This is a genomic window from Actinomycetospora lutea (assembly GCF_028737205.1).
Lineage (GTDB): Bacteria > Actinomycetota > Actinomycetes > Mycobacteriales > Pseudonocardiaceae > Actinomycetospora > Actinomycetospora lutea.
Genome location: NZ_JAQZAL010000006.1, coordinates 32,551 through 50,776, shown reverse-complemented (window position 1 = coordinate 50,776; position 18,226 = coordinate 32,551). Strand labels below are relative to the sequence as shown.

Sequence of the window (18,226 nt, the reverse complement as noted above, 5' to 3'; positions counted from 1 at the left end):
TCAGCGGGTCTCGCGGTGGCCGCGGTGGGTGCCGCAGTGCGGGCAGAACTTCTTGATCGTGAGGCGGTCGGGGTCGTTCCGCCGGTTCTTCCGCGTGATGTAGTTGCGGTTCTTGCACTCCTCGCAGGCCAGCGTGATCTTCGGACGGATGTCGGTGGTGGCCACGGAGGTTCCTCTCGTCACGGTGTGGCAGCAGCGCGGGACGAACCCACGACCTGGGTGGTAGCGGTGGCCGGACTTGAACCGGCGACACAACGATTATGAGCCGTTTGCTCTACCGACTGAGCTACACCGCCGCGGTGAGCACCCGTCACACGACACTGCAACGATCTTGTGGCGGGGCGAACCCTCGTTCGCCGGCCTGCTCACCGAGAGCCCCTTTACGGAATCGAACCGTAGACCTTCTCCTTACCATGGAGACGCTCTGCCGACTGAGCTAAAGGGGCCTGCCCCGGAGGGCTGGGAACCAGACTACAGGGCGCGTCACGCGATGAGCGTCCGGGGTCCGGCGGTCGCGCCGGGCACGCCCGGGTGCACGTCGAGCGAGTCGAGCCAGGTGTCGAAGCACCGCGCGGGCAGCGGGCGGGACACCAGGTAGCCCTGGGCGACGTCGCAGCCCATCTCGGCGAGCGCGGCGCGCACGGCGACCTGCTCGACGCCCTCGGCGACCACCGTGAGGCCCAGCGTGTGTCCCATCTCGACGATCGCGCGGACGACGGCGACGTCCCCGTACTCGGTGCCCATCCCGAGCACGAAGCTCTTGTCGATCTTGACCTGGTCGACGGGGAGGCGCCGCAGGTGCGCCAGCGACGACTGGCCGGTGCCGAAGTCGTCGACGGCGAGGTGGCAGCCCAGCGCGTGCAGCCGGCGCAGGACGGGCAGCGCGACCTCCCGCTCCGAGGACACCCCGGACTCGGTGAGCTCGAGCGTGAGCAGCTCGGCGGGGACCCGGTGGGCGGCGAGCAGTGACGCCACCTCGTCGGGGAAGTCGGTCGCCGCGAGGTTGCCGACGGAGACGTTGACGGCCACCGACAGCCGCATCCCGCGGTCGAGCCAGCGGCGTGCGGCCGCGAGCGACTCGTCGAGGACGAACGAGGTGAGCTCGGCGATCTGGCCGGTGGCCTCGAGGACGGGGACGAACTCGTCGGGCAGCAGCAGGCCGAGCTCGGGGTGGTCCCAGCGCGCCAGCGCCTCGACCCCGACGACGGTGCGCTCGCCGAGCGAGACGACGGGCTGGAAGTCGACGCGGACGTCGCGGCGGGCGACGGCGGCCGAGAAGCCGCGGATGAGGCGCAGGCGGCGGGCCGCCCGCTCCCCCATGCTCGGCTCGTAGCAGCGGACCGGATCGCCGCCGTCGCGCGTGGCGGCGAGGGCGACGTCGGCGCGGCGCAGCAGGGCGGCCGTGCGCTCGGGGCCTGCGGGGACGTCGGCGAGCCACGGCCCGTCGGCGGCCACCCCGACGACGACCGGGGGCTCGAAGCGCACGCCCTCCACGAGGTACGCGGCGAGGAGTCGCTCGCGCAGGTCCTCGGCGGCGGTGTGGGCCTCGTGCCCGTCGACACCGGGCAGGAGCACGGCGAAGGTGTCGCCCTCGAGCCGCGCGGCGACGGGCGCGTCGCCGGTGAGGACGGGGAGACGGACGCCGACGATCCGGTCGCTCGCGAGACGGACGAAGACCTCGCCGCGCGCGTGCCCGAGGGTGTCGTTGACCTGGCCGAGCAGGCGCAGGTCGACGACGGCGACGGCACCGCCCGCCGCCGGGTCCGCGTGCAGGAAGCCCTCGCGGTTGAGCAGGCCGGTCAGCGGGTCGCGGTGGGCGTCGCGACGCAGCCGGTCGGCGAGCTCGGCGGCCGCGAGGTCGTGCCGGCGGCGGCGGACCCGCTGGACCAGCAGGCCGATCGCGGAGCCCGCGACGACCAGGACGAGCAGGGCGGTCAGGACGAGCACGGTGGTGGACGACATCCCGTCGGGCGCGGCGAGCACGGGGGACGCCACCGGAGCGTGGCTCACGGCACCACACCCCTTCCCGGTCGTCCCCCGACGTGCGCCGGACACGGACCGCGCGCGGGCGCGCTCCGCCCTGCTGCCGACCGCTCCCCCGCCGCGTTCACGGTCGGCAACGCATCGTGATCACTTGACTGCCGAGTAGTTCACTCGCCCGGACCACTATGCACCTTGTACCCGCTCCAACGATGACCCACCGGTACAGATGTGCACGATCACGCATCCCGTCGGTGTCGTTCGGACGAGAACCACCCGACCGGCCCATCCCCGTCCCCCGCCGGACGGCCGGGAACCGCCCTCTCTGATGGGATGGCGGGAGCAGGGACGGGCAGGATCGGACCGGGAGACGGGGTGCGGCGTGGCCGACGAGGGGCACGGGAGCGACGGCGGGGCCGGCGGGGTGCGGGCGGGCATCGTCGCGACCGGCAGCGAGCTGCTGACCGGCCGCATCACCGACCGCAACGGCCCCTGGGTGGCCGAGCGTCTCGGCGAGCTCGGCGTCGAGGTGTCCCACCTCGTGCTCGTCGGCGACCGCGGCGAGGACATGGCGGCGGCACTGCGGTTCCTCGCGGGCGACGGCATCGACCTCGTCGTCACCACCGGCGGGCTCGGTCCCACGGCGGACGACCTCACCGCGGAGGTCGTGGCCGACGAGACCGACCGGCCGCTCGAGCTCCACGAGCACATGGAGAAGGTGGTCGGCGACATCATCAGCAGGTTCGCCGACCGGCTGCGCTGGGACGCCGACGCCCTCGCCGCCGCCAACCGCAAGCAGGCCATGGTGCCGCGCGGCGCGACGCCGATCCGCCCGGCCGGCACCGCGCCCGGGCTCGCGGTGCCGCCGCACCCCTGGCGTGGCGGGCCGACGGTCCTGGTGCTGCCCGGACCGCCGCGCGAGGTCCGCGCGATGTGGGACGAGGCGCTCGCGTCCGGGCCGGTGCAGGAGGTCCTCGCGCGCACCGCGCCCTGGACCGAGACCCACCTGCGCCTGTTCGGGGTGCCCGAGTCCGAGATCGCGGCGACCCTGCGCGACGTCGGCGCCGGCACCGACCTCACGCCGCTCGAGATCACGACGTGCCTGCGCGACTTCACCCTCGAGGTCGACCTGCGCCACGCGCCGGCGTCGGCGGACGCGGCCATCGCGCGCGACGCCGTCGTCGCCGAGATCGACCGCCGACACGGGAAGACGATCTTCTCGCGCACCGGGCAGACCATCGACGAGCTGCTGTTCGAGCTGCTCGACGGCCAGGTCGTCGCGACCGCCGAGTCGTGCACCGGGGGCCTGCTCGCCGGGCGGCTCACCGCCCCGGCCGGGGCGTCCGCGCACGTCGCCGGCGGCGTCGTCTCGTACTCGAACGACGCCAAGGCCGACCTGCTCGGCGTGCCCCGCGAGCTCATCGAGACCCACGGCGCGGTGTCGCCGCAGGTCGCCGAGGCCATGGCCGACGGCGCGCTGGCCCGGTTCGGCGCGACGATCGCGGTGGCGATCACGGGCGTCGCCGGGCCGGGCGGGGGCACCGAGGCCAAGCCGGTCGGCTACGTCTGCTTCTGCGTGCGCACCGCCGACGGGCGCACGCTGGCCCGCGACCCGGTGCTGCCCGGCGAGCGCGGCGACGTCCGCGAGCGCTCGGTCGTGCTCGCGATGCACCTGATGCGCCGCGCGCTCACCGGCGAGGGCGAGCCCGCGCCGGCCTAACCGGCGACGCGGCCGATGAAGGCGGCGACGTCGTCGAGGACCTCGTCGCGGTGGGTCTCGTTGAGGACCTCGTGGCGGGCCCCCGGGTCGATGCGGGTCGTCCGGTCGGTGCCGCCGAGCTTCTCCATCACCGGGCGGGTGGAGTCCAGCGGGACGAGCTGGTCGTCCTCGCCGTGCACCCACAGCACGGGCAGCTCGCCGAACCCCGGCCCCGCGGCGATCGCCTCGACCGAGGCCACGAACGCCTCGAGCGTCGGGCGCTTGAACGCCCCGTGCCACACGAGGGGGTCGGCCGCGTAGGCCTCGCCGACGGCGGGGTCGCGGGAGAGCACCGCGGGATCGATCGGGACCTCGGGGATGGGGTCGTACTCGAGCAGCCCGAAGATGCCCGGGCTCCCGCCGACGACCGGGCCGGTGAGCACGAGGCCCGCGAGCACGTCGGGGTAGCGCTGGGCGTAGCGCGCGGCGACGAGCCCGCCCATCGAGTGCCCGAGCAGCACGATCGGCAGGTCGGGGTGCTCGTTGCGTGCGACGCGCCGGACCTGGTCGAGGTCCTCGACGACCTCCTCGAAGTCGTGCACGAGCACCTTCTCGCCCTCCGAGCGCCCGTGGCCCTGGTGGTCGGGCGCGTAGACGACGGCGCCGTCGCCGGCGAGGCGGTCGAGGACGTGGCCGTAGCGCCCGGAGTGCTCGCCGTAGCCGTGCGCGACGAGCACGACCCGGCGTGGCGGGCCGTCGGGGTCGCGGCGGCGCACGACGACGCGCCCGCGGGTGCCGTCGATCTCGAGGTCGGTCTCGGTGCCGATCATGCGGGTGTCTCCTCGACGACGGGTCGGTGGGCAGCGGTGACGCCGAGGACGGTGTCGACCACCAGGTCGGGGTCGTCCCACATCGGCACGTGACCGACGCGGGGCAGGCGCACGAACTCCGCGCCGGGCAGGCGACGGCGCAGTGCGACGCCGTGGCGCCGCCAGGGGACGAGGCGGTCGCGGCCGGACCAGGCGACGCGCACGGGGCAGGGCAGGTCGGTGAACGCGGCGACGCCGCCGTGCTCGGCGGCCCCGTCGAGCAGCTCGTGCAGGATCACGCAGCCGGCGAGGTCGTCGAAGAGCTCGCCGACCTCGGCGGTCGGCACCCGGTCACCGCGCTCGAGCACCCGCGCCAGCAGCACGCGGCGCAGCCACGGCCGGCGGGCCGCCGCGCGCAACCGGCGCGACCCGGCGAGGGCGGCCCCCAGGCGGAACGACCACACGAGCCGGCGCAGGTCCCACCGCGTGCCCCACCCGCCGGCCGGCGAGAGCGCCACCACCGAGCGGGCGCGCCCGCGGCGGGCGAGCTCGAGGGCCACCCACCCGCCGAGGGAGTTGCCGACGAGGTGCGCGGTGGGCGTGCCCGCGGCGTCCATGACCCGCTCGACGTCGTCGACGATCCCGGCGACGCCCACCGGCTCGCCGTCGGGCCAGCTCGCCCCGCCGCGGTGCCCGGCCATGGTCGGCACGAGCACCTCGTGGTGCGCCTCGAGCGCCGCCCGCACGGGGTCCCACGCGCGGGCGGACATGCTCGCGCCGTGCAGGAGGACCAGGGGCTCGCTCATGTCCCCGCCAGCGCCAGCACCTCGGCGAACCCGTCGGCGAGGTCCTGCTCGAAGCCCGCGAGGTCGGTGAACGACGCGGCGTCGAGGTTCGCGGCGACGCAGCACGTGTCGCCGTGGGTCACCATGGCGATCATCGCCGCGCAGCCGGGCAGCGGCGCGAACGGGTAGCTGCGCAGGATCTGCGCGCCGGCCAGGAACGCGTCCTCCCGCAGCCCGGGGATGTTGCTGGCCTGCAGGTCGTTGCTCTTCGTCGCACCGCCCCCGAAGTTCGCGACGAGCGCGCCGGGCAGGCGGGCGAGCCACGCGCTGACGATCTCGACGCTCTCCAGGGCCGGTTCGCCCAGCGCCACCTTCATCCGCCGGCGGACGTCGACCACCCGCGCGGCCGGGTCGACGATCCCCACCGGCGCCGAGAGCCGGGCCGGCGCGAAGTGGTTGCCGCCGGGCTCGTGCTCTTCGCGGCGGATCGACACCGGCAGCGTCACGGGCATGAGCCGGTCCGGGGGCAGCGGCTCCCCGCGGCGCTCGGAGTACCGGCGGAACGCCCCCAGCAGGCCGGCGACGTAGGCGTCGTTGACCGAGCCGCCGACCGACTTCCCCGCTGCGCGCAGGCGGGCGAAGGGCACGTCGAGCGTGCGGAAGCGCCACGACGGGCTGCGGTCGGCGAGCACCGGCAGCGGCGGCGCGGGCGGCGGCGAGAGCACCCGGGCCGCCGAGACCAGGTAGGCGGCGGCGTCGCGGACCGCGTGGTCGGGCCGCACCAGGGTCGCCGCCACGCCCAGCAGGCCGCGCGCGGCGCCGCCGACCAGCCCGAGATCGCTGCGGACCTGGCGCACCACCTCGCGCGACAGCCCGCCGGGCTCGGCCTCGGGCGGCGGGGGCTGGGGCTTGTCGGTCATCGGCTCCCGCGAGCGCGAGTGCAGCCCGGCCAGCAGCTGCGCGAGCCCCATGCCGTCGGAGAGGACGTGGCTGAGCTTGAACAGCAGCGCCGCGCCGCCGTCGGGCAGCCCGCCGACGAGCGTCGCCTCCCACAGGGGCCGCGACGAGTCGAGCGGCGTCATCGCGATCTGCTCGGCGAGGGTGAACAGCCCCGGCATCCCGGCGCCGTCGGGGAGCGCGAGGTGCCGCAGGTGGTAGTGCAGGTCGAAGTCGGGGTCGAGCGCCCAGTGCGGCGTGCCCGCCCCGAGGAACGGGGTGACGATCCGTTCCCGGAACCGCGGCACCACCCGCGACGCCCAGTCGGTGGCGGCGACGAGCCGGTCCCAGTCGGGCTCGCGGTCGAGGGTCTCGACGAGCACGACCGTCGAGCGCATCCGCGGGTCGGCCTCGACCCGCCACATCAGGGCCTCGAAGCCGGTCAGCTCCTCCGAGCGCGACCAGAGCAGGCGGCCGTCGTCGCTGCGGGGCGGGGTCGGGTCCCCCGTGACCGACGAGCTCACCGGGCTCCCTCCAGGACGGCGACGAACCGGTTCCGGACGTCCTCGACGTGCTCGGTCATCGTCGCGACGGTCCAGTCCGAGGTGTCGACGGGCGGCAGCACGTCGACGTGCACGGTGCCGCCGCGCAGCGTCTGGTGCCCGCGCCACATCACCTCGCCGGCGTCGTGGATGACGATCGGGACCATCGGCACGCCGGCCTGCATCGCGATGTGGAACGCGCCCTTCTTGAACCGCCCGAGCCGCGGGGTGGGCGAGCGCGTGCCCTCCGGCGCGATCGCCAGCGACCAGCCCTCGTCGCGCAGCTTGCGCACCGCGGGTTCGAGTGCCTCCTTGGCCTGGCGGGTGTTGCCGCGGTCGACGAACGCGACGCCGGCGAGCTTGAACATGGCGCCCCACAGCGGGATCGACGCGGCCTCCGCCTTCGCGACCCCGGTGAACCCGCCGCGCAGCAACTTCATGAGCAGGGCGACGTCGATCTTGGACTGGTGGTTGAACACGAACACGCACGGACGCGCCGACCACAGGTGCTCGGCGCCGGTGACCTCGACGTCGATCCCGGCGAGCGCCAGGCCGAGGTCGCCGGTGACCGAGCACGTCAGGTCGACCATCTGCCGGCGGGAGCGGCGGGCGAGCCCGACCGCGGCGGCCGTGCCCGCGGCGCCGACCAGCGCGCCGTAGAAGCCGGCGGTGCGCAGGACGTCGCCGGGGGTCGCGAGCGTGCCGCCGCGGGGCTCGACGGGCAGCACCGGGTGGGCGCCCTCGCGCGAGCCCACCGACGTCCCCGCCGACACCACCAGCGGGTGCGCGGCCGTGGCCAGCAGGGCCTCGGAGCACGGGCCGGCGTAGGCGAAGGCCACCGTCCGGTCGCCCAGCGCCGCGGCCTTGCGCTCGCCGCGGCCGTCGAACAGGACCGGCCCCGCGACCTCGCCGGTGAACGTGCCCTCGCCGACCTCCGCCTCGGTGGCGAGGAGCTCGTCGGCGCCGAGGTCCTCGGCGATGGGCGCGAGCACCGGGCGCGGCGCGTGCCCGGTGAGCACCACGTGGTGGCCCGCGCGGCGGTGCTCGAGGACCAGCGACCACATCTCCGGGCGCAGCGAGGCGCCGAGCTCGTCGCGCAGGAGCGCGCGGGCGCGGTGCGCGAGCGTGGCCTCGTCCTCGCCCGCCCAGCCCGCGACGAGCCGGCGGACCGCGTCCTCGTCGTCGCGTGCCCCGGCGAGCAGCGCGACGTCGCCGGGCACCGCGCGCCACGCGGTGCGCCCCGACCGCAGCGCCTCGCCCGCGTGCGCCGCCACCGCGGAGCTCGCCAGCAGGGCGGTCTCGTCGACCACCGCGACGCTGCCCGAGGGCGCGGCGCGGATCGCGGCGCGGCGGGTGTCCAGCTCACTGCTGCGCGGCACCGGGCACCCCTCCGAACACGTCGGCGCGCAGCTCGCCCTCGCGCTCGCCGGCGCGACGCAGCCGGTCGCGGACGGCGGCGACCTCGTCGCGCCAGGCGGCGCGGGCCTCCTGCGTGGCGTCCGCGCCGAGCAGCCCGCGGTTGTCGGCGGCCCGCAGCGCCGTGGTGAACAGCTCGCGGGACACGGCGTCGGCGCCCTGGAGCAGCTGCTGGCGCCACCACTGCTGCCCGAGTCCGGTGCACGCGTCGAGGAACGCGCCGCGGTCGTCGAGGGCGCCCCCGGAAGCGTCACCGTGGTCGGCGAGCACGGTCGCGACCACCCACTGCGACTCGACGAACGGCAGCAACGTCCGGGGCGCGACGAGCAGGTCGGCGCGGCCGAGGAGCGCCGCGGCCCCGCCCGCCGAGGCCGGCGTGGTCGCCCAGCCGGGAGCGAGGCGTTCGAGCTCGGCGAGCAGCTCGTCGCGGAACTCACGCTTGCGCGGGAAGAAGAACTCGAACTTCAGCATGTCGCGCAGGGCCAGCGCCTCCTCCCAGCAGGCCTCCAGCACCTCGTCGTGCGCGAGCTCGCGCCCGGAGTCGACGACGGCGAACAGCGCCATCTCCAGCACCGCGCGGTCGAGCAGGTGGTGCAGCACGCCGTTGCGGTAGAAGGCGGCGACGTGGTGGCGGTCGGGCCCGATCGACCACACCGTCTGCGGGCCGCCGTCGAAGCGCTCGACGACGCCGACCGACACGAGGCGCTCGAGGGTCTCGGCGACCCCGTCGTCGGTGTCCAGGTCGCCGATGGCCGGCTCGTCGGCGAGCAGCCGCCGCACCGGGGCGACCACGTCGCGGACCTGCTGATGGGTCAGCGCCCGCCCGCCCGCGCCGAGCAGCGCGAACGTGACCACCGAGGTCGGCGTCACCGGCGTCGCGCGGTTGATCCCCAGGCAGACCCGGAAGGCGACCTTCTCCAGCTGGGCGGTGCCCTCGCCGGCGTCGCGCAGGGCGCCGCGCAGCGGGATCGGCTCGCCGAAGCGGATGCGGGCGGAGCCGATGCGGCGCTGCTGGTCGCGCATGTAGCCGGCGAGCCACCCGAGCCCCTCGGCCTTCTTGCCCGCGCCGCCCTGCTCGGCCGCGAGCGCCCCGACCTCGTGGAGCTGGTCGTAGTGCAGCGACACCGGCACGAGCAGCGGGTCGCGGCCGGGCGAGTCCTCGGGGAGCTGGTCGGCGGCGTCGACGAGGTAGCGCAGCAGCCCGTACTTCGGCGGGCGCAGCTTGCCGGTGCGGGTGCGGCCGCCCTCGATGTACCACTCGAGGTTGAAGCGCTTGTCGAGCAGGTGACCGAAGTACTCGCGGACCGCGAACTTGTAGACCGCGTCGTCGCCGAAACTGCGCCGGATGAACACGATCCCGGCGCGGCGCCCGAGCGTGCCGAGCGGCCAGAACGCGAGGTTGTTGCCGCCGAGGACGTGGTTGCGGGGGAAGTCGTGGGCGTGCAGCACCTCGGCGAGCACCAGCGGGTCGGCGTAGCTGCGGTGCGACGGCAGGAACACCAGCGGCCGGGCGCGGCCCTGTTCGCGCAGGTCGCCCAGGCTCGAGGTGTCGACGTCGAGCTCCCAGGCCCGGCGGTGCAGCGGGCTCATCACCGAGCGGAACGCCTCGATGGCGGGCGGGCTCTGCACCGCGGCCATCTCCTCCAGGCACGATGCGGTGCGGCCGAGCACCTCGTCCACGCCCAGGCCGAGCTCGCCGGCGAGGGCGGCGGCGCGCTCGCGGACCGCGGCCGACGCGACGATCTGCTCGGCCATGAGCCGCGGGACCTTGTAGCGGTCGCCGGTGAGCCGGCGCTCGGCGCGGTCGCAGGCCAGCGTGGCCCGGCGGCGCACGAACGCCACGAAGCCGGCGCCGTCGGGGGCGCCGAGCTCGCGGTCGCCCTCGCGGCGCAGCTGCGCCAGCGTCGCCGCATCGCCCGCGACCACCCGACCCCGCGACGCCGACCAGCCCCGCACGCGGGCGTGCGCGTGGCGCAGCCCGCGGCGCCGGGCGCTCAGCGAGAGCAGGTCGGAGAGCGCGGGCGGGTCCGAGGAGGCCCGCTCGGCCGGCGGCCACACCACGCGGACCGGCACGACGGTGGTGTCCGGGCCCGCGCCGTCGAGCGCGCCGGCGAGATCGCGGCCGTCGTCGGGGACGACCCGCACCCCGTCGTCGCCGTAGGTCGTCGCGGTCCACTCGCGCACGAGCTCCCGCTCGACCCGCGACCGTGCGCCCGACAGGACCAGCGTCGACACCTGCGCCCCCTCACCGTCCCGTCGGGGACGTGCTCAGCCCCCGAGCGAGCAGGGCATGGTCTTGACCGCGTGCACGAAGTTGCTGCGCAGCATCTCCGGTCGTCCCACCGTCAGGCCCGGGGCCCGCGTCAGGAGCTGCGCGAAGATCTGCCGCAACTGGGTGCGCGCGAGCATGTTGCCCATGCAGAAGTGCGGTCCGCCACCCCCGAAGCCGACGTGCGGGTTCGGGTCACGGGACAGGTCGAAACGCTGCGGGTCGGTGAAGACCTCGTCGTCCCGGTTGCCCGACTCGTAGAACATGACGACCTTGTCGCCCGCGGCGATCCGGTGCCCGCGCAGCTCGGTGTCCTCGACCGCCGTGCGGCGGAACGTCAGCACCGGCGACGCGTGCCGCACGAACTCCTCGACGGCGGGATGCATCCGGCCGTCGAGGTCCTCGAGGAGCCACGCCCGCTGGTCGGGGTTCTCCTGGAGCCGAAGCACCGAGTGGGCGATGGTGTTGCGGGTGGTGTCATTGCCGGCCACCGACAGGAGCACGAAGAACGCGCCGATCTCCTGGTCGGTGAGGCTCTCGCCGTCGACCTCGGCCGACACGAGGTTGGTCATGAGGTCGTCGCGGGGGTCCTTGCGGCGGGCCTCGACCAGCTCCATCGCCGGGCCCAGGAGGTTCATCAGCGCCTGCCCGGCGGCCGCGATCGGGTCCTCGAGGCCGAGGTTCTCCAGCACGTCGGGGTCGTTGGTCGCGACCAGCAGGTCGGCGGCCTCGGCGAGCGAGTCCTGGTGCTCCTCGGGCGCGCCCATGAGGTCGTAGATCGTGCCCCTCGGCAGCTGCTTGGCCACGAGCTGCACGAAGTCGCCGTCGGCGCCGTCGGAGAGCCGGTCGAGCAGCTGGTCGACGATCGTGCGGGCGCGCTGCGCGATGCGGTCCTCGACGCGGGCGACCTGCTTCGGCGTGAACGCCGCGCTGACGATCTTGCGCAGCTTCGTGTGCCGGGGCGCGTCCATCGCGAGGAACGACTGGGTCGCCTCGAGGATCTCCGGCGGCGCGTCCTGGAACTGCACGCCCTGCCCCGAGCAGAAGAGCTTCGCGTTCTTGCTGACGTAGCCGATGTCCTCGTGGCGCACCACGGCCCAGAACCCCGGGTCGTCCGCGCTGGGCATGAGCATGCCCTCCGGCGGGCGGTGCCACGAGATCGGCCGCTCCCGGCGCAGCTCGGCGAACGTCGCGTCCCGCTCGGTCATCGGCCGGCCCCAGAAGTCCAGGGAGGACAGGTCGAGCGGGTCGATGTCGGGCTCGTCCGCCGTGGTGGTCACGTGCAGGCTCCCTCGGCTCGCTGTCGGGCCTTCTCCTCGCGCTGCCGGCGTCGCTGCTCGGCGAGCTCCAGCGCGTCGTCCCACGTCTTGCGCCCGCCGATGAGCCGGCGGTACTTCATGACCTCGGCGGGCATGTCCACCGCCAGCGCGCCCACGATCCGGTCGCCGGCGCGGTAGATCGCGGTGAACGGGCCGCCCTGCGCGTCGTCGCCGGCCACGACCTCGATGTCCTCGCCCGCGGCGATCCCGACGAACTGGACGCGGCCGTCGTACCAGTCCGACCAGAAGTAGGGGACGGTCTCGTAGGGCGTCGCGGCCGCGGGGTCGACGGCGTGGCGCGCCGCGCGCCCGCCCTGGTCGGCCGCCGAGGTCCAGTGCTCGAGGCGCATGGTCCCCTCGGCGACGTCGGTGAACAGCGCGTTCGGCCACCGCGCCACGTCCCCCGCCACGTACACCCCGGGCGCCGCGGCGAGGGTCTCGTCGGCCACGACCCCGTCGTCGATCGTCAGCCCCGAGCCCTCCAGCCACTCGGTGGCCGGCCGGGCCCCGATCCCCACGACCAGGACGTCGGTCGCCATCTCGGTGCCGTCGCCCAGGCGCACGCCGCGCACGTGCCCGTTCTCCGCCAGCACCTCCTCCACGGCGACCCCGGTGCGCACCTCGGTGCCGTGCCGGCGGTGCAGGTGGGTCAGCGCGCGGCCCATCCGCTCCCCCACCGCCCGGGCCAGCGGGGTCTCCAGCGCCTCGAGGATCGTCACCTCCAGGCCCAGCTTGCGCCCGACCGCGGCTACCTCCGAGCCGATGAACCCGGCCCCGACCACGGTCAGCCGCCGCGCGTGCTCGGCGCGCAGCGCGGCGCGCAGGGCGATCGCGTCGTCGAGGGTGCGCACCGTGTGCACCCCGGCGATGTCCTCGGTGCCCGGCAGCACCCGGGCGTGCGCGCCGGTGGCGATGACCAGCCCGTCGTAGGACAGCGTGCGCTCCCCGACGGCGACCGTGCGGGCCGCGCTGTCCAGGGCGGTGGCCGGGGTGCCGAGCACCAGCTCGACGTCGAGGTCGCCGGCGAAGGTCTCCTCCTCGCGGTAGCGCGGGTCGGCGATCTCGTCGGCGGAGAGGTACTCCTTCGACAGCGGGGGCCGGTCGTAGGGCAGGTGCTCCTCGGCCCCGACCAGCGTCACGTCCCCGTCGAACCCGTCGCGCCGGACGGCCTCCACGGCCCGCAGCCCGGCCAGCGACGCCCCGACCACCACTAGGTGCGTCACGCGCTCACTCGCCCTCGAGCGACAGGGCCTCGGTCGGGCAGGCGGCGACGGCCTCGCGGACGTCGCTCTCCATCCCCTCCGGGACCTCCTCGGCGTGCACGATCAGCGAGCCGTCGTCGTCGACCTCGAACACGTCGGGGGCGAGCGACTCGCACATGCCCATCCCCGTGCACCGGTCCCAGTCCACGTTGATCTTCATCAGGTGCCTCCTCGCGGGTGGTGTCCTCCGTGGCAGCTCTCGCCCGGGGCCGCGCCGGCGACCATAACGTACGTTGTGCTACGGATGCGAGACCTGTGTCACCATCCCACCACCCACGGTCACGCCCCGCCGCTCAACCTCGTGGCGCGCCCCGGCGTTCCGGGCATGAGAACGTGCTCGGCGAACTCCGGGTGGACGGCGAAGGGAGCACGGCACGTGAGCACGCTGGACGTGGACGCGACGACGGCACTCTCGGTCACCCGCGACGGCGGCGTCGCGACGGTGCGCCTCGAGCGCCCGCAGGCGGCGAACGCCCTGGACCGGACGCTGTGGCACGAGCTGCGCACGACCTTCCGCGCGCTCGACGAGGAGCCCGGGGTGCGCGCGGTGGTGCTCACCGGCGCGGGCAGGCACTTCTGCGCCGGCATCGACCTCTCGATGCTCGCCGAGATCCAGGGCATGGCGCCGGCCGGCGCCGACCCGGGCCGGGCGCGCGAGGCGCTGCGCCGCCTGATCCTCGACCTGCAGGACGTGCTGACCACCGTCGAGCGCTGCCGCGTGCCCGTGCTCGCGGCGATCCAGGGCGCGTGCGTCGGCGCCGGGCTCGACCTCGCCGTGGTGTGCGACCTGCGCTACGCGACCCCGCGCACGAGGTTCTCGCTCAAGGAGGTCGACATGGGCCTCGCCGCCGACGTCGGCGTGCTCCAGCGCCTGCCGCGCCTCGTCGGCGAGGGCCGGGTGCGCGAGATGGCCTACACCTGCCGCGACGTGCGCGGCGGCGAGGCCGAGGCCATGGGCCTGGTCAACGCGTGCGTCGACACCGAGGACCCCGAGGTCCTCCTCGCCCACGTCACGGAGGTCGCGCGCGGGCTCGCCGCCAAGTCGCCACTGGCCCTGCGCGGCACCAAGCATGCCATCACCTACGCCCGCGACCACACGATCGCCGACGGCCTCGACCAGATCGCCACGTGGAACGCCTCGGCGCTGATCTCCGACGACCTCACCGAGGCCGTCACCGCGTTCACCCAGGGCCGCGCCCCGGACTACGCCGACTGAGGCACGACCAGGACGGGACGGTGCACGTGGTGGAGCACCGCCATCGCCGCGCTCCCGAGCACGACCTCGCGCAGTGCCGTCCGCCCGCGCGTCCCGACCACGACGACCCCGGCGTCGCGCGCCACCGCCTCCGCGTCCAGGGCCGCGGCGATCGCGCGGGCACCCCGCCCGTGCCCGGTCACGGCGACGGCGTCCGGAGGCCCGGCCTCCGCGACCCCCGAGCCCGCCCCGACGTGGACCACGACCTGTGCGCGCCCGGGTAGCAGCGCGCCCGCCGTGACCCGGGCGTGCTCGGCGCCCGCGGAACCGTCGTGCCCGACGAGGACCGGACCGGTCGCCGCGGCCGCGCGCTCGGCGTGGAGCAGCGGGGGCACGACGAGCACGGGCACCGGGCTGTGGTGCACCGCGAGATCGGAGACGCTGCCCAAGAGCGCGGCCGCGCCGCCCAGCCCCCGCGAGCCGACCACGACAGCCGCCGCGGGCAGCTCCCCGGCCAGGCGCGCGAGCACGGCCCCCGGATCGCCGTGTCCGCGGTGGGCGAGCGGCTCGGCGCGCCACCCGGCGGCCCGCGCCAACGCCGCCCCGTCGGCGGCGACGTCCTCGGCGGCGGCGGCACACTCGTGCTCGATCCATGTGCCGAGCTCGTCGAGGGTGCGGGCCCGACGCGTGATCCGGCGTCGCAGCACCGGGTCCGTACCGGGCGGCGCCCACACCGTGACCACGCGGGCCGCCACCTCGGGCAGCACCCGCGCACCAACGGCGATCGCCCCGGACGCTTCCCGCGAGCCGTCGAAGCCGACGAGGATGACCGCACCCGCTGCCTGTCCGCTTCGTCCCTCCGTCACACCGCGAGTATGCCGTCACCCGCACCCGGGCGGCGACGGGATCGGACGAATGCGACACCGGTTCCCGACGATCGCGAGAGGGGCGTGCTCGTGGACGGAGCACCGAGGTCTGCCGACCCCGACGACGGCGGGCAACCGTCGAGTCGCGCGATGGACGGCGTTCGCGCCCAGGGCATCGTCCGGGTCGTGGTCGGTTTCGACGGCTCGGAGGACGCCGCCGAGGCCGTCCGCTGGGCGGCCTCGCTCACCCGGCTGACGAACAGCACGCTGCGCGTGGTCTGGGCCTGGAAGATCCGGGACGTCTGGGACACCACGGTTGCCGCGCGGGAGTCGGGGACGCCCTCGCTGGCCGAGATGGAGGTCGTCGCCCGTCAGCGCCTGAAAGAGAGCATCGCCGCGCTGATCGGCGACGAGGTCCCCGACGTCGAGGTCCACGTCGACCAGGGGCCCGACGCCGCCGGCCTCGTCCTCCACGCCGCCACCGACGCCGACGTGCTCGTGGTGGGGTCCCGTGGGCGCGGCCGCACGACCTCTGCGCTCCTGGGCTCGGTGAGCAGCCGCTGTGTCCGCGAAGCCGCGTGCCCCGTCCTGGTGATCCCGCGTGGCCTGGCGGAGCGCACCGGCAGGACGCCGGGTCCGAGCGGCGGTCAGCCGGGGTAGGGCGTCGGAGGCCAGCGGTCACCGATCCTCGTGCGCCGGGAGCCCGCGGGTCGGCGCGCCGGTCCGCCACGGGTCCGCCACCCGCTCCGGGGACTCCCAGCCGGCGTCGGCGTGGTTGCGCACCGCCGCCTCGAACTCGTCGAGCAGCGCCGAGAGCTCGACGTCGACGACGCCCGCGATCTGCTGGTGCCCGGCGAGCACCGCGATCCCGAGCGCGGCGAGGCGGGCGCGGGCCCGGGCGTCGCCGACGACGGGGGCGAGCACGTCGGCGAGGGCCTGCACGCGGCCCCGGTCGACCGCGCGCTGGGCCGCCTCGACCGTCGGGTCGACCGTAGCCCAGGCGCGGATCGCGGTCTCGGCCTCGTGCGGGATCGTCAGCGCCAGGTGCTTCATCAGCGTCACGCGCTCCACGGGGTCGTCGCTGGCGTGGACCAGCTCGACGATCCGGCCGACCTCCTCACGCTCCCAGTGCTCGAGCAGCGCGGCGACGAAGCCCTCCCAGCTGCCGAAGTGGTGGTAGAAGGAGCCGCTGGTGACGCCCACCGCCGCGCAGAGCTTGCCGATGCGCAGGCCGTTGCGGCCCTCGCGCGCGAGCACGCGCAGCGCCTGGTCGAAGTAGGCCTGCCGGGTCGCCGTCGGCATCGGGTCGTCCTCCCGCGGCGGTCGGTTCCCCCCGAACACAACATAATCTACTCTACGGCGGCCGATCCGACGCGATCTCCGAGGAGACGACGATGTATCCCGGGACGTTCGCCGCCACCCATCCCGACCGCCCCGCGGTGATCATGGCCGAGACCGGTGAGGGCCTGACCTACCGCCAGCTCGAGGACGGCTCGGTGCGCCTGGCGCGCACGCTGCACGAGCACGGCCTGCGCCGCGGTGACGTCGTCGCCCTGCTCTCGGACAACCACCCGCGGGTCTTCGAGGTCTACTGGGCCGCGCAGCGCGCCGGCCTGCTGGTCACCGCGGTCAACCACCACCTCTCCCCCGACGAGGCCGCCTACATCGTCGCCGACTGCGGCGCGCGCGCCCTGGTCGTCTCGGCCGCCACGGACGAGCTGGCCACGGCGATCGTCGATGCGACCCCCGACGTCACGCTGCGCCTCGCGTTCGGGGGCCCGGTCGCCGGCCACCGGGACTACGATGAGGTGGTCGGTGCGCAGAGCGCCGAGCCGATGGCCGACCAGCCCCGCGGCGGCGACATGCTCTACAGCTCCGGCACCACGGGGCGCCCCAAGGGCATCAAACCGAACCTGCCCAACCGTCAGATCGACGAGCCGGGCGACCTCTACATCGCCGTGTTCAAGCCGATGTACGGCTTCGGCGAGGACACCGTCTACCTCTCGCCGGCGCCGGCGTACCACGCCGCGCCGCTGCGCTTCGGCGCCACGATCCAGTCGACCGGCGGCACGGTCGTGATGATGCACCGGTTCGACCCCGAGCAGGCCCTGGCCGCGATCGAGCGCTACCGCGTGACCCACAGCCAGTGGGTGCCGACGATGTTCGTGCGCATGCTCAAGCTCCCCGCGCAGACGCGGGAGCGCTACGACGTCTCCAGCCTGCGCGTCGCGATCCACGCCGCCGCGCCGTGCCCGGTCGAGGTCAAGCGGGCGATGATCGAGTGGTGGGGTCCGGTGCTCCACGAGTACTACAGCTCGAGCGAGGCCAACGGGATCACGTTCATCGACTCCGCCCAGTGGCTCGAGCGCCCCGGCTCGGTGGGCCGCGCGGGGCTGGGAACGATCCACATCTGCGACGACGAGGGGCGCGAGCTGGCCGCGGGCGAGGTCGGCACCGTCTACTTCGAGCGCGACACCGTGCCGTTCCGGTACCACAACGACCCCGAGAAGACCCGGGGCAGCCAGCACCCCGACCACGAGACGTGGACGACCACCGGCGACCTCGGCTACGTCGACGCCGGCGGCTTCCTCTACCTCACCGACCGCAAGAGCTTCATGATCATCTCAGGCGGGGTGAACATCTACCCGCAGGAGATCGAGGACGTCCTCACCCTGCACGACGCGGTGTACGACGTCGCCGTGATCGGCGTGCCCGACGACGAGATGGGCGAGTCGGTGTTCGCCGTCGTCGCACCCGCGCCGGGCCACGAGCCCTCCGACGCGCTGGCCGAGGAGCTGCTCGAGCACGTGCGCGGGCGCATCGCGCGGTACAAGACACCCCGGCGGCTGGTGTTCACCGACGACATGCCCCGCACGCCCACCGGCAAGCTCGTCAAGCACCGGCTCCGCGAGCGCTACGCGGCCGGGGAGTTCGCGGCGCCCTAGAAGAGGGAGCGGAAGAACGTGGCGATCGAGGACAGCGCGTCCCCGATGATCGCGAGGATCGACCGGACGACGTCGGCGGCGCCCTCCGGCTGCGAGATCACGAAGAACAGCAGGACGGCCACCACGACCAGGATCAGGAACCGCCTCAACCCTTTGGACATGCGCTCGCGCCGCTCCCTCGTCCCGGCCCCCGCCCCGCGTCC

The 18,226-nt window shown here is 74.9% G+C and carries 17 protein-coding genes and 2 tRNA genes; 4 read left to right on the top strand and 15 right to left on the bottom strand.

Translation table 11 applies throughout. The features are described 5' to 3' along the window. The 4 genes from rpmG to PHK61_RS08645 form a co-directional block, all read right to left on the bottom strand. Positions 1-165, bottom strand: a complete 165-nt coding sequence (gene rpmG, locus PHK61_RS08660) for a 50S ribosomal protein L33 (RefSeq protein ID WP_116708438.1) — start codon at positions 163-165, stop codon at positions 1-3. Between the two features lie 55 nt (positions 166-220). After that, positions 221-296 (bottom strand) — tRNA-Met (locus PHK61_RS08655). 77 nt (positions 297-373) lie between these two features. After that, a tRNA-Thr gene (locus PHK61_RS08650) sits at positions 374-446 on the bottom strand. Between the two features lie 37 nt (positions 447-483). Beyond that, complete coding sequence (locus PHK61_RS08645; RefSeq protein ID WP_274280576.1) at positions 484-2,010, bottom strand: putative bifunctional diguanylate cyclase/phosphodiesterase; 1,527 nt, start codon at positions 2,008-2,010, stop codon at positions 484-486. Between the two features lie 352 nt (positions 2,011-2,362). Here PHK61_RS08645 and PHK61_RS08640 point away from each other — a divergent pair, with 352 nt between their 5' ends. After that, positions 2,363-3,700 (top strand): competence/damage-inducible protein A, encoded by a 1,338-nt coding sequence (locus PHK61_RS08640; protein ID WP_274280575.1) that lies wholly within the window; start codon positions 2,363-2,365, stop codon positions 3,698-3,700. Here PHK61_RS08640 and PHK61_RS08635 read toward each other — a convergent pair. Genes PHK61_RS08635 through PHK61_RS08600 form a run of 8 tightly spaced genes read right to left on the bottom strand, consistent with a single transcriptional unit; the run spans position 3,697 to position 13,177 of the window. After that, positions 3,697-4,509, bottom strand: coding sequence for an alpha/beta hydrolase (locus tag PHK61_RS08635; RefSeq protein WP_274280574.1), 813 nt, complete (start codon positions 4,507-4,509; stop codon positions 3,697-3,699). The genes PHK61_RS08640 and PHK61_RS08635 overlap by 4 nt on opposite strands. After that, a complete protein-coding gene (locus PHK61_RS08630; RefSeq protein ID WP_274280573.1) occupies positions 4,506-5,294 on the bottom strand; it encodes an alpha/beta fold hydrolase in 789 nt (262 codons plus the stop codon). Before PHK61_RS08630 ends, PHK61_RS08635 begins: the two co-directional genes overlap by 4 nt. After that, entirely contained in the window at positions 5,291-6,733 is a 1,443-nt protein-coding gene (locus PHK61_RS08625; RefSeq protein WP_274280572.1) for a wax ester/triacylglycerol synthase domain-containing protein, read from the bottom strand. Before PHK61_RS08625 ends, PHK61_RS08630 begins: the two co-directional genes overlap by 4 nt. Next, positions 6,730-8,130 carry a 1-acylglycerol-3-phosphate O-acyltransferase gene (locus PHK61_RS08620; RefSeq protein WP_274280571.1) on the bottom strand — a complete coding sequence of 467 codons (1,401 nt, stop codon included), beginning with the start codon at positions 8,128-8,130 and terminating at the stop codon, positions 6,730-6,732. Before PHK61_RS08620 ends, PHK61_RS08625 begins: the two co-directional genes overlap by 4 nt. Then, entirely contained in the window at positions 8,114-10,402 is a 2,289-nt protein-coding gene (locus PHK61_RS08615) for a glycerol-3-phosphate 1-O-acyltransferase (RefSeq protein WP_274280570.1), read from the bottom strand. Before PHK61_RS08615 ends, PHK61_RS08620 begins: the two co-directional genes overlap by 17 nt. Positions 10,403-10,435: 33 nt before the next feature. Next, positions 10,436-11,716: a cytochrome P450 gene (locus PHK61_RS08610; protein WP_274280569.1), complete on the bottom strand. Its 1,281-nt coding sequence runs from the start codon at positions 11,714-11,716 to the stop codon at positions 10,436-10,438. Then, positions 11,713-12,978, bottom strand: coding sequence for an NAD(P)/FAD-dependent oxidoreductase (locus PHK61_RS08605; RefSeq protein WP_274280568.1), 1,266 nt, complete (start codon positions 12,976-12,978; stop codon positions 11,713-11,715). The genes PHK61_RS08610 and PHK61_RS08605 overlap by 4 nt, the downstream gene beginning before the upstream one ends. A 4-nt stretch (positions 12,979-12,982) precedes the next feature. Further along, positions 12,983-13,177 (bottom strand): ferredoxin, encoded by a 195-nt coding sequence (locus PHK61_RS08600; RefSeq protein WP_274280567.1) that lies wholly within the window; start codon positions 13,175-13,177, stop codon positions 12,983-12,985. Positions 13,178-13,393: 216 nt separating this feature from the next. Between PHK61_RS08600 and PHK61_RS08595 the strand changes: the two genes are divergently transcribed. Then, positions 13,394-14,233, top strand: coding sequence for a crotonase/enoyl-CoA hydratase family protein (locus tag PHK61_RS08595; RefSeq protein WP_274280566.1), 840 nt, complete (start codon positions 13,394-13,396; stop codon positions 14,231-14,233). On the opposite strand, the gene PHK61_RS08590 is transcribed toward PHK61_RS08595, so the two are convergent. Next, the gene (locus tag PHK61_RS08590; protein WP_274280565.1) at positions 14,221-15,078 is read right to left on the bottom strand and encodes a universal stress protein; all 858 of its coding nucleotides are present in this window, start codon (positions 15,076-15,078) and stop codon (positions 14,221-14,223) included. The genes PHK61_RS08595 and PHK61_RS08590 overlap by 13 nt on opposite strands. A gap of 150 nt (positions 15,079-15,228) precedes the next feature. Between PHK61_RS08590 and PHK61_RS08585 the strand changes: the two genes are divergently transcribed. Continuing rightward, positions 15,229-15,738, top strand: coding sequence for a universal stress protein (locus PHK61_RS08585; protein WP_274280564.1), 510 nt, complete (start codon positions 15,229-15,231; stop codon positions 15,736-15,738). Positions 15,739-15,756: 18 nt separating this feature from the next. On the opposite strand, the gene PHK61_RS08580 is transcribed toward PHK61_RS08585, so the two are convergent. Beyond that, positions 15,757-16,380: a TetR/AcrR family transcriptional regulator gene (locus PHK61_RS08580; protein WP_274280563.1), complete on the bottom strand. Its 624-nt coding sequence runs from the start codon at positions 16,378-16,380 to the stop codon at positions 15,757-15,759. Between the two features lie 92 nt (positions 16,381-16,472). On the opposite strand from PHK61_RS08580, the gene PHK61_RS08575 reads away from it, so the two are divergent. After that, on the top strand, positions 16,473-18,023 hold the full coding sequence (locus tag PHK61_RS08575; RefSeq protein ID WP_274280562.1) for an acyl-CoA synthetase: 1,551 nt from the start codon (positions 16,473-16,475) through the stop codon (positions 18,021-18,023). On the opposite strand, the gene PHK61_RS08570 is transcribed toward PHK61_RS08575, so the two are convergent. Continuing rightward, a complete protein-coding gene (locus PHK61_RS08570) occupies positions 18,020-18,184 on the bottom strand; it encodes a hypothetical protein (protein ID WP_274280561.1) in 165 nt (54 codons plus the stop codon). The two genes, PHK61_RS08575 and PHK61_RS08570, sit on opposite strands and share 4 nt — an antisense overlap. Between the last annotated feature and the right edge of the window lie 42 nt (positions 18,185-18,226).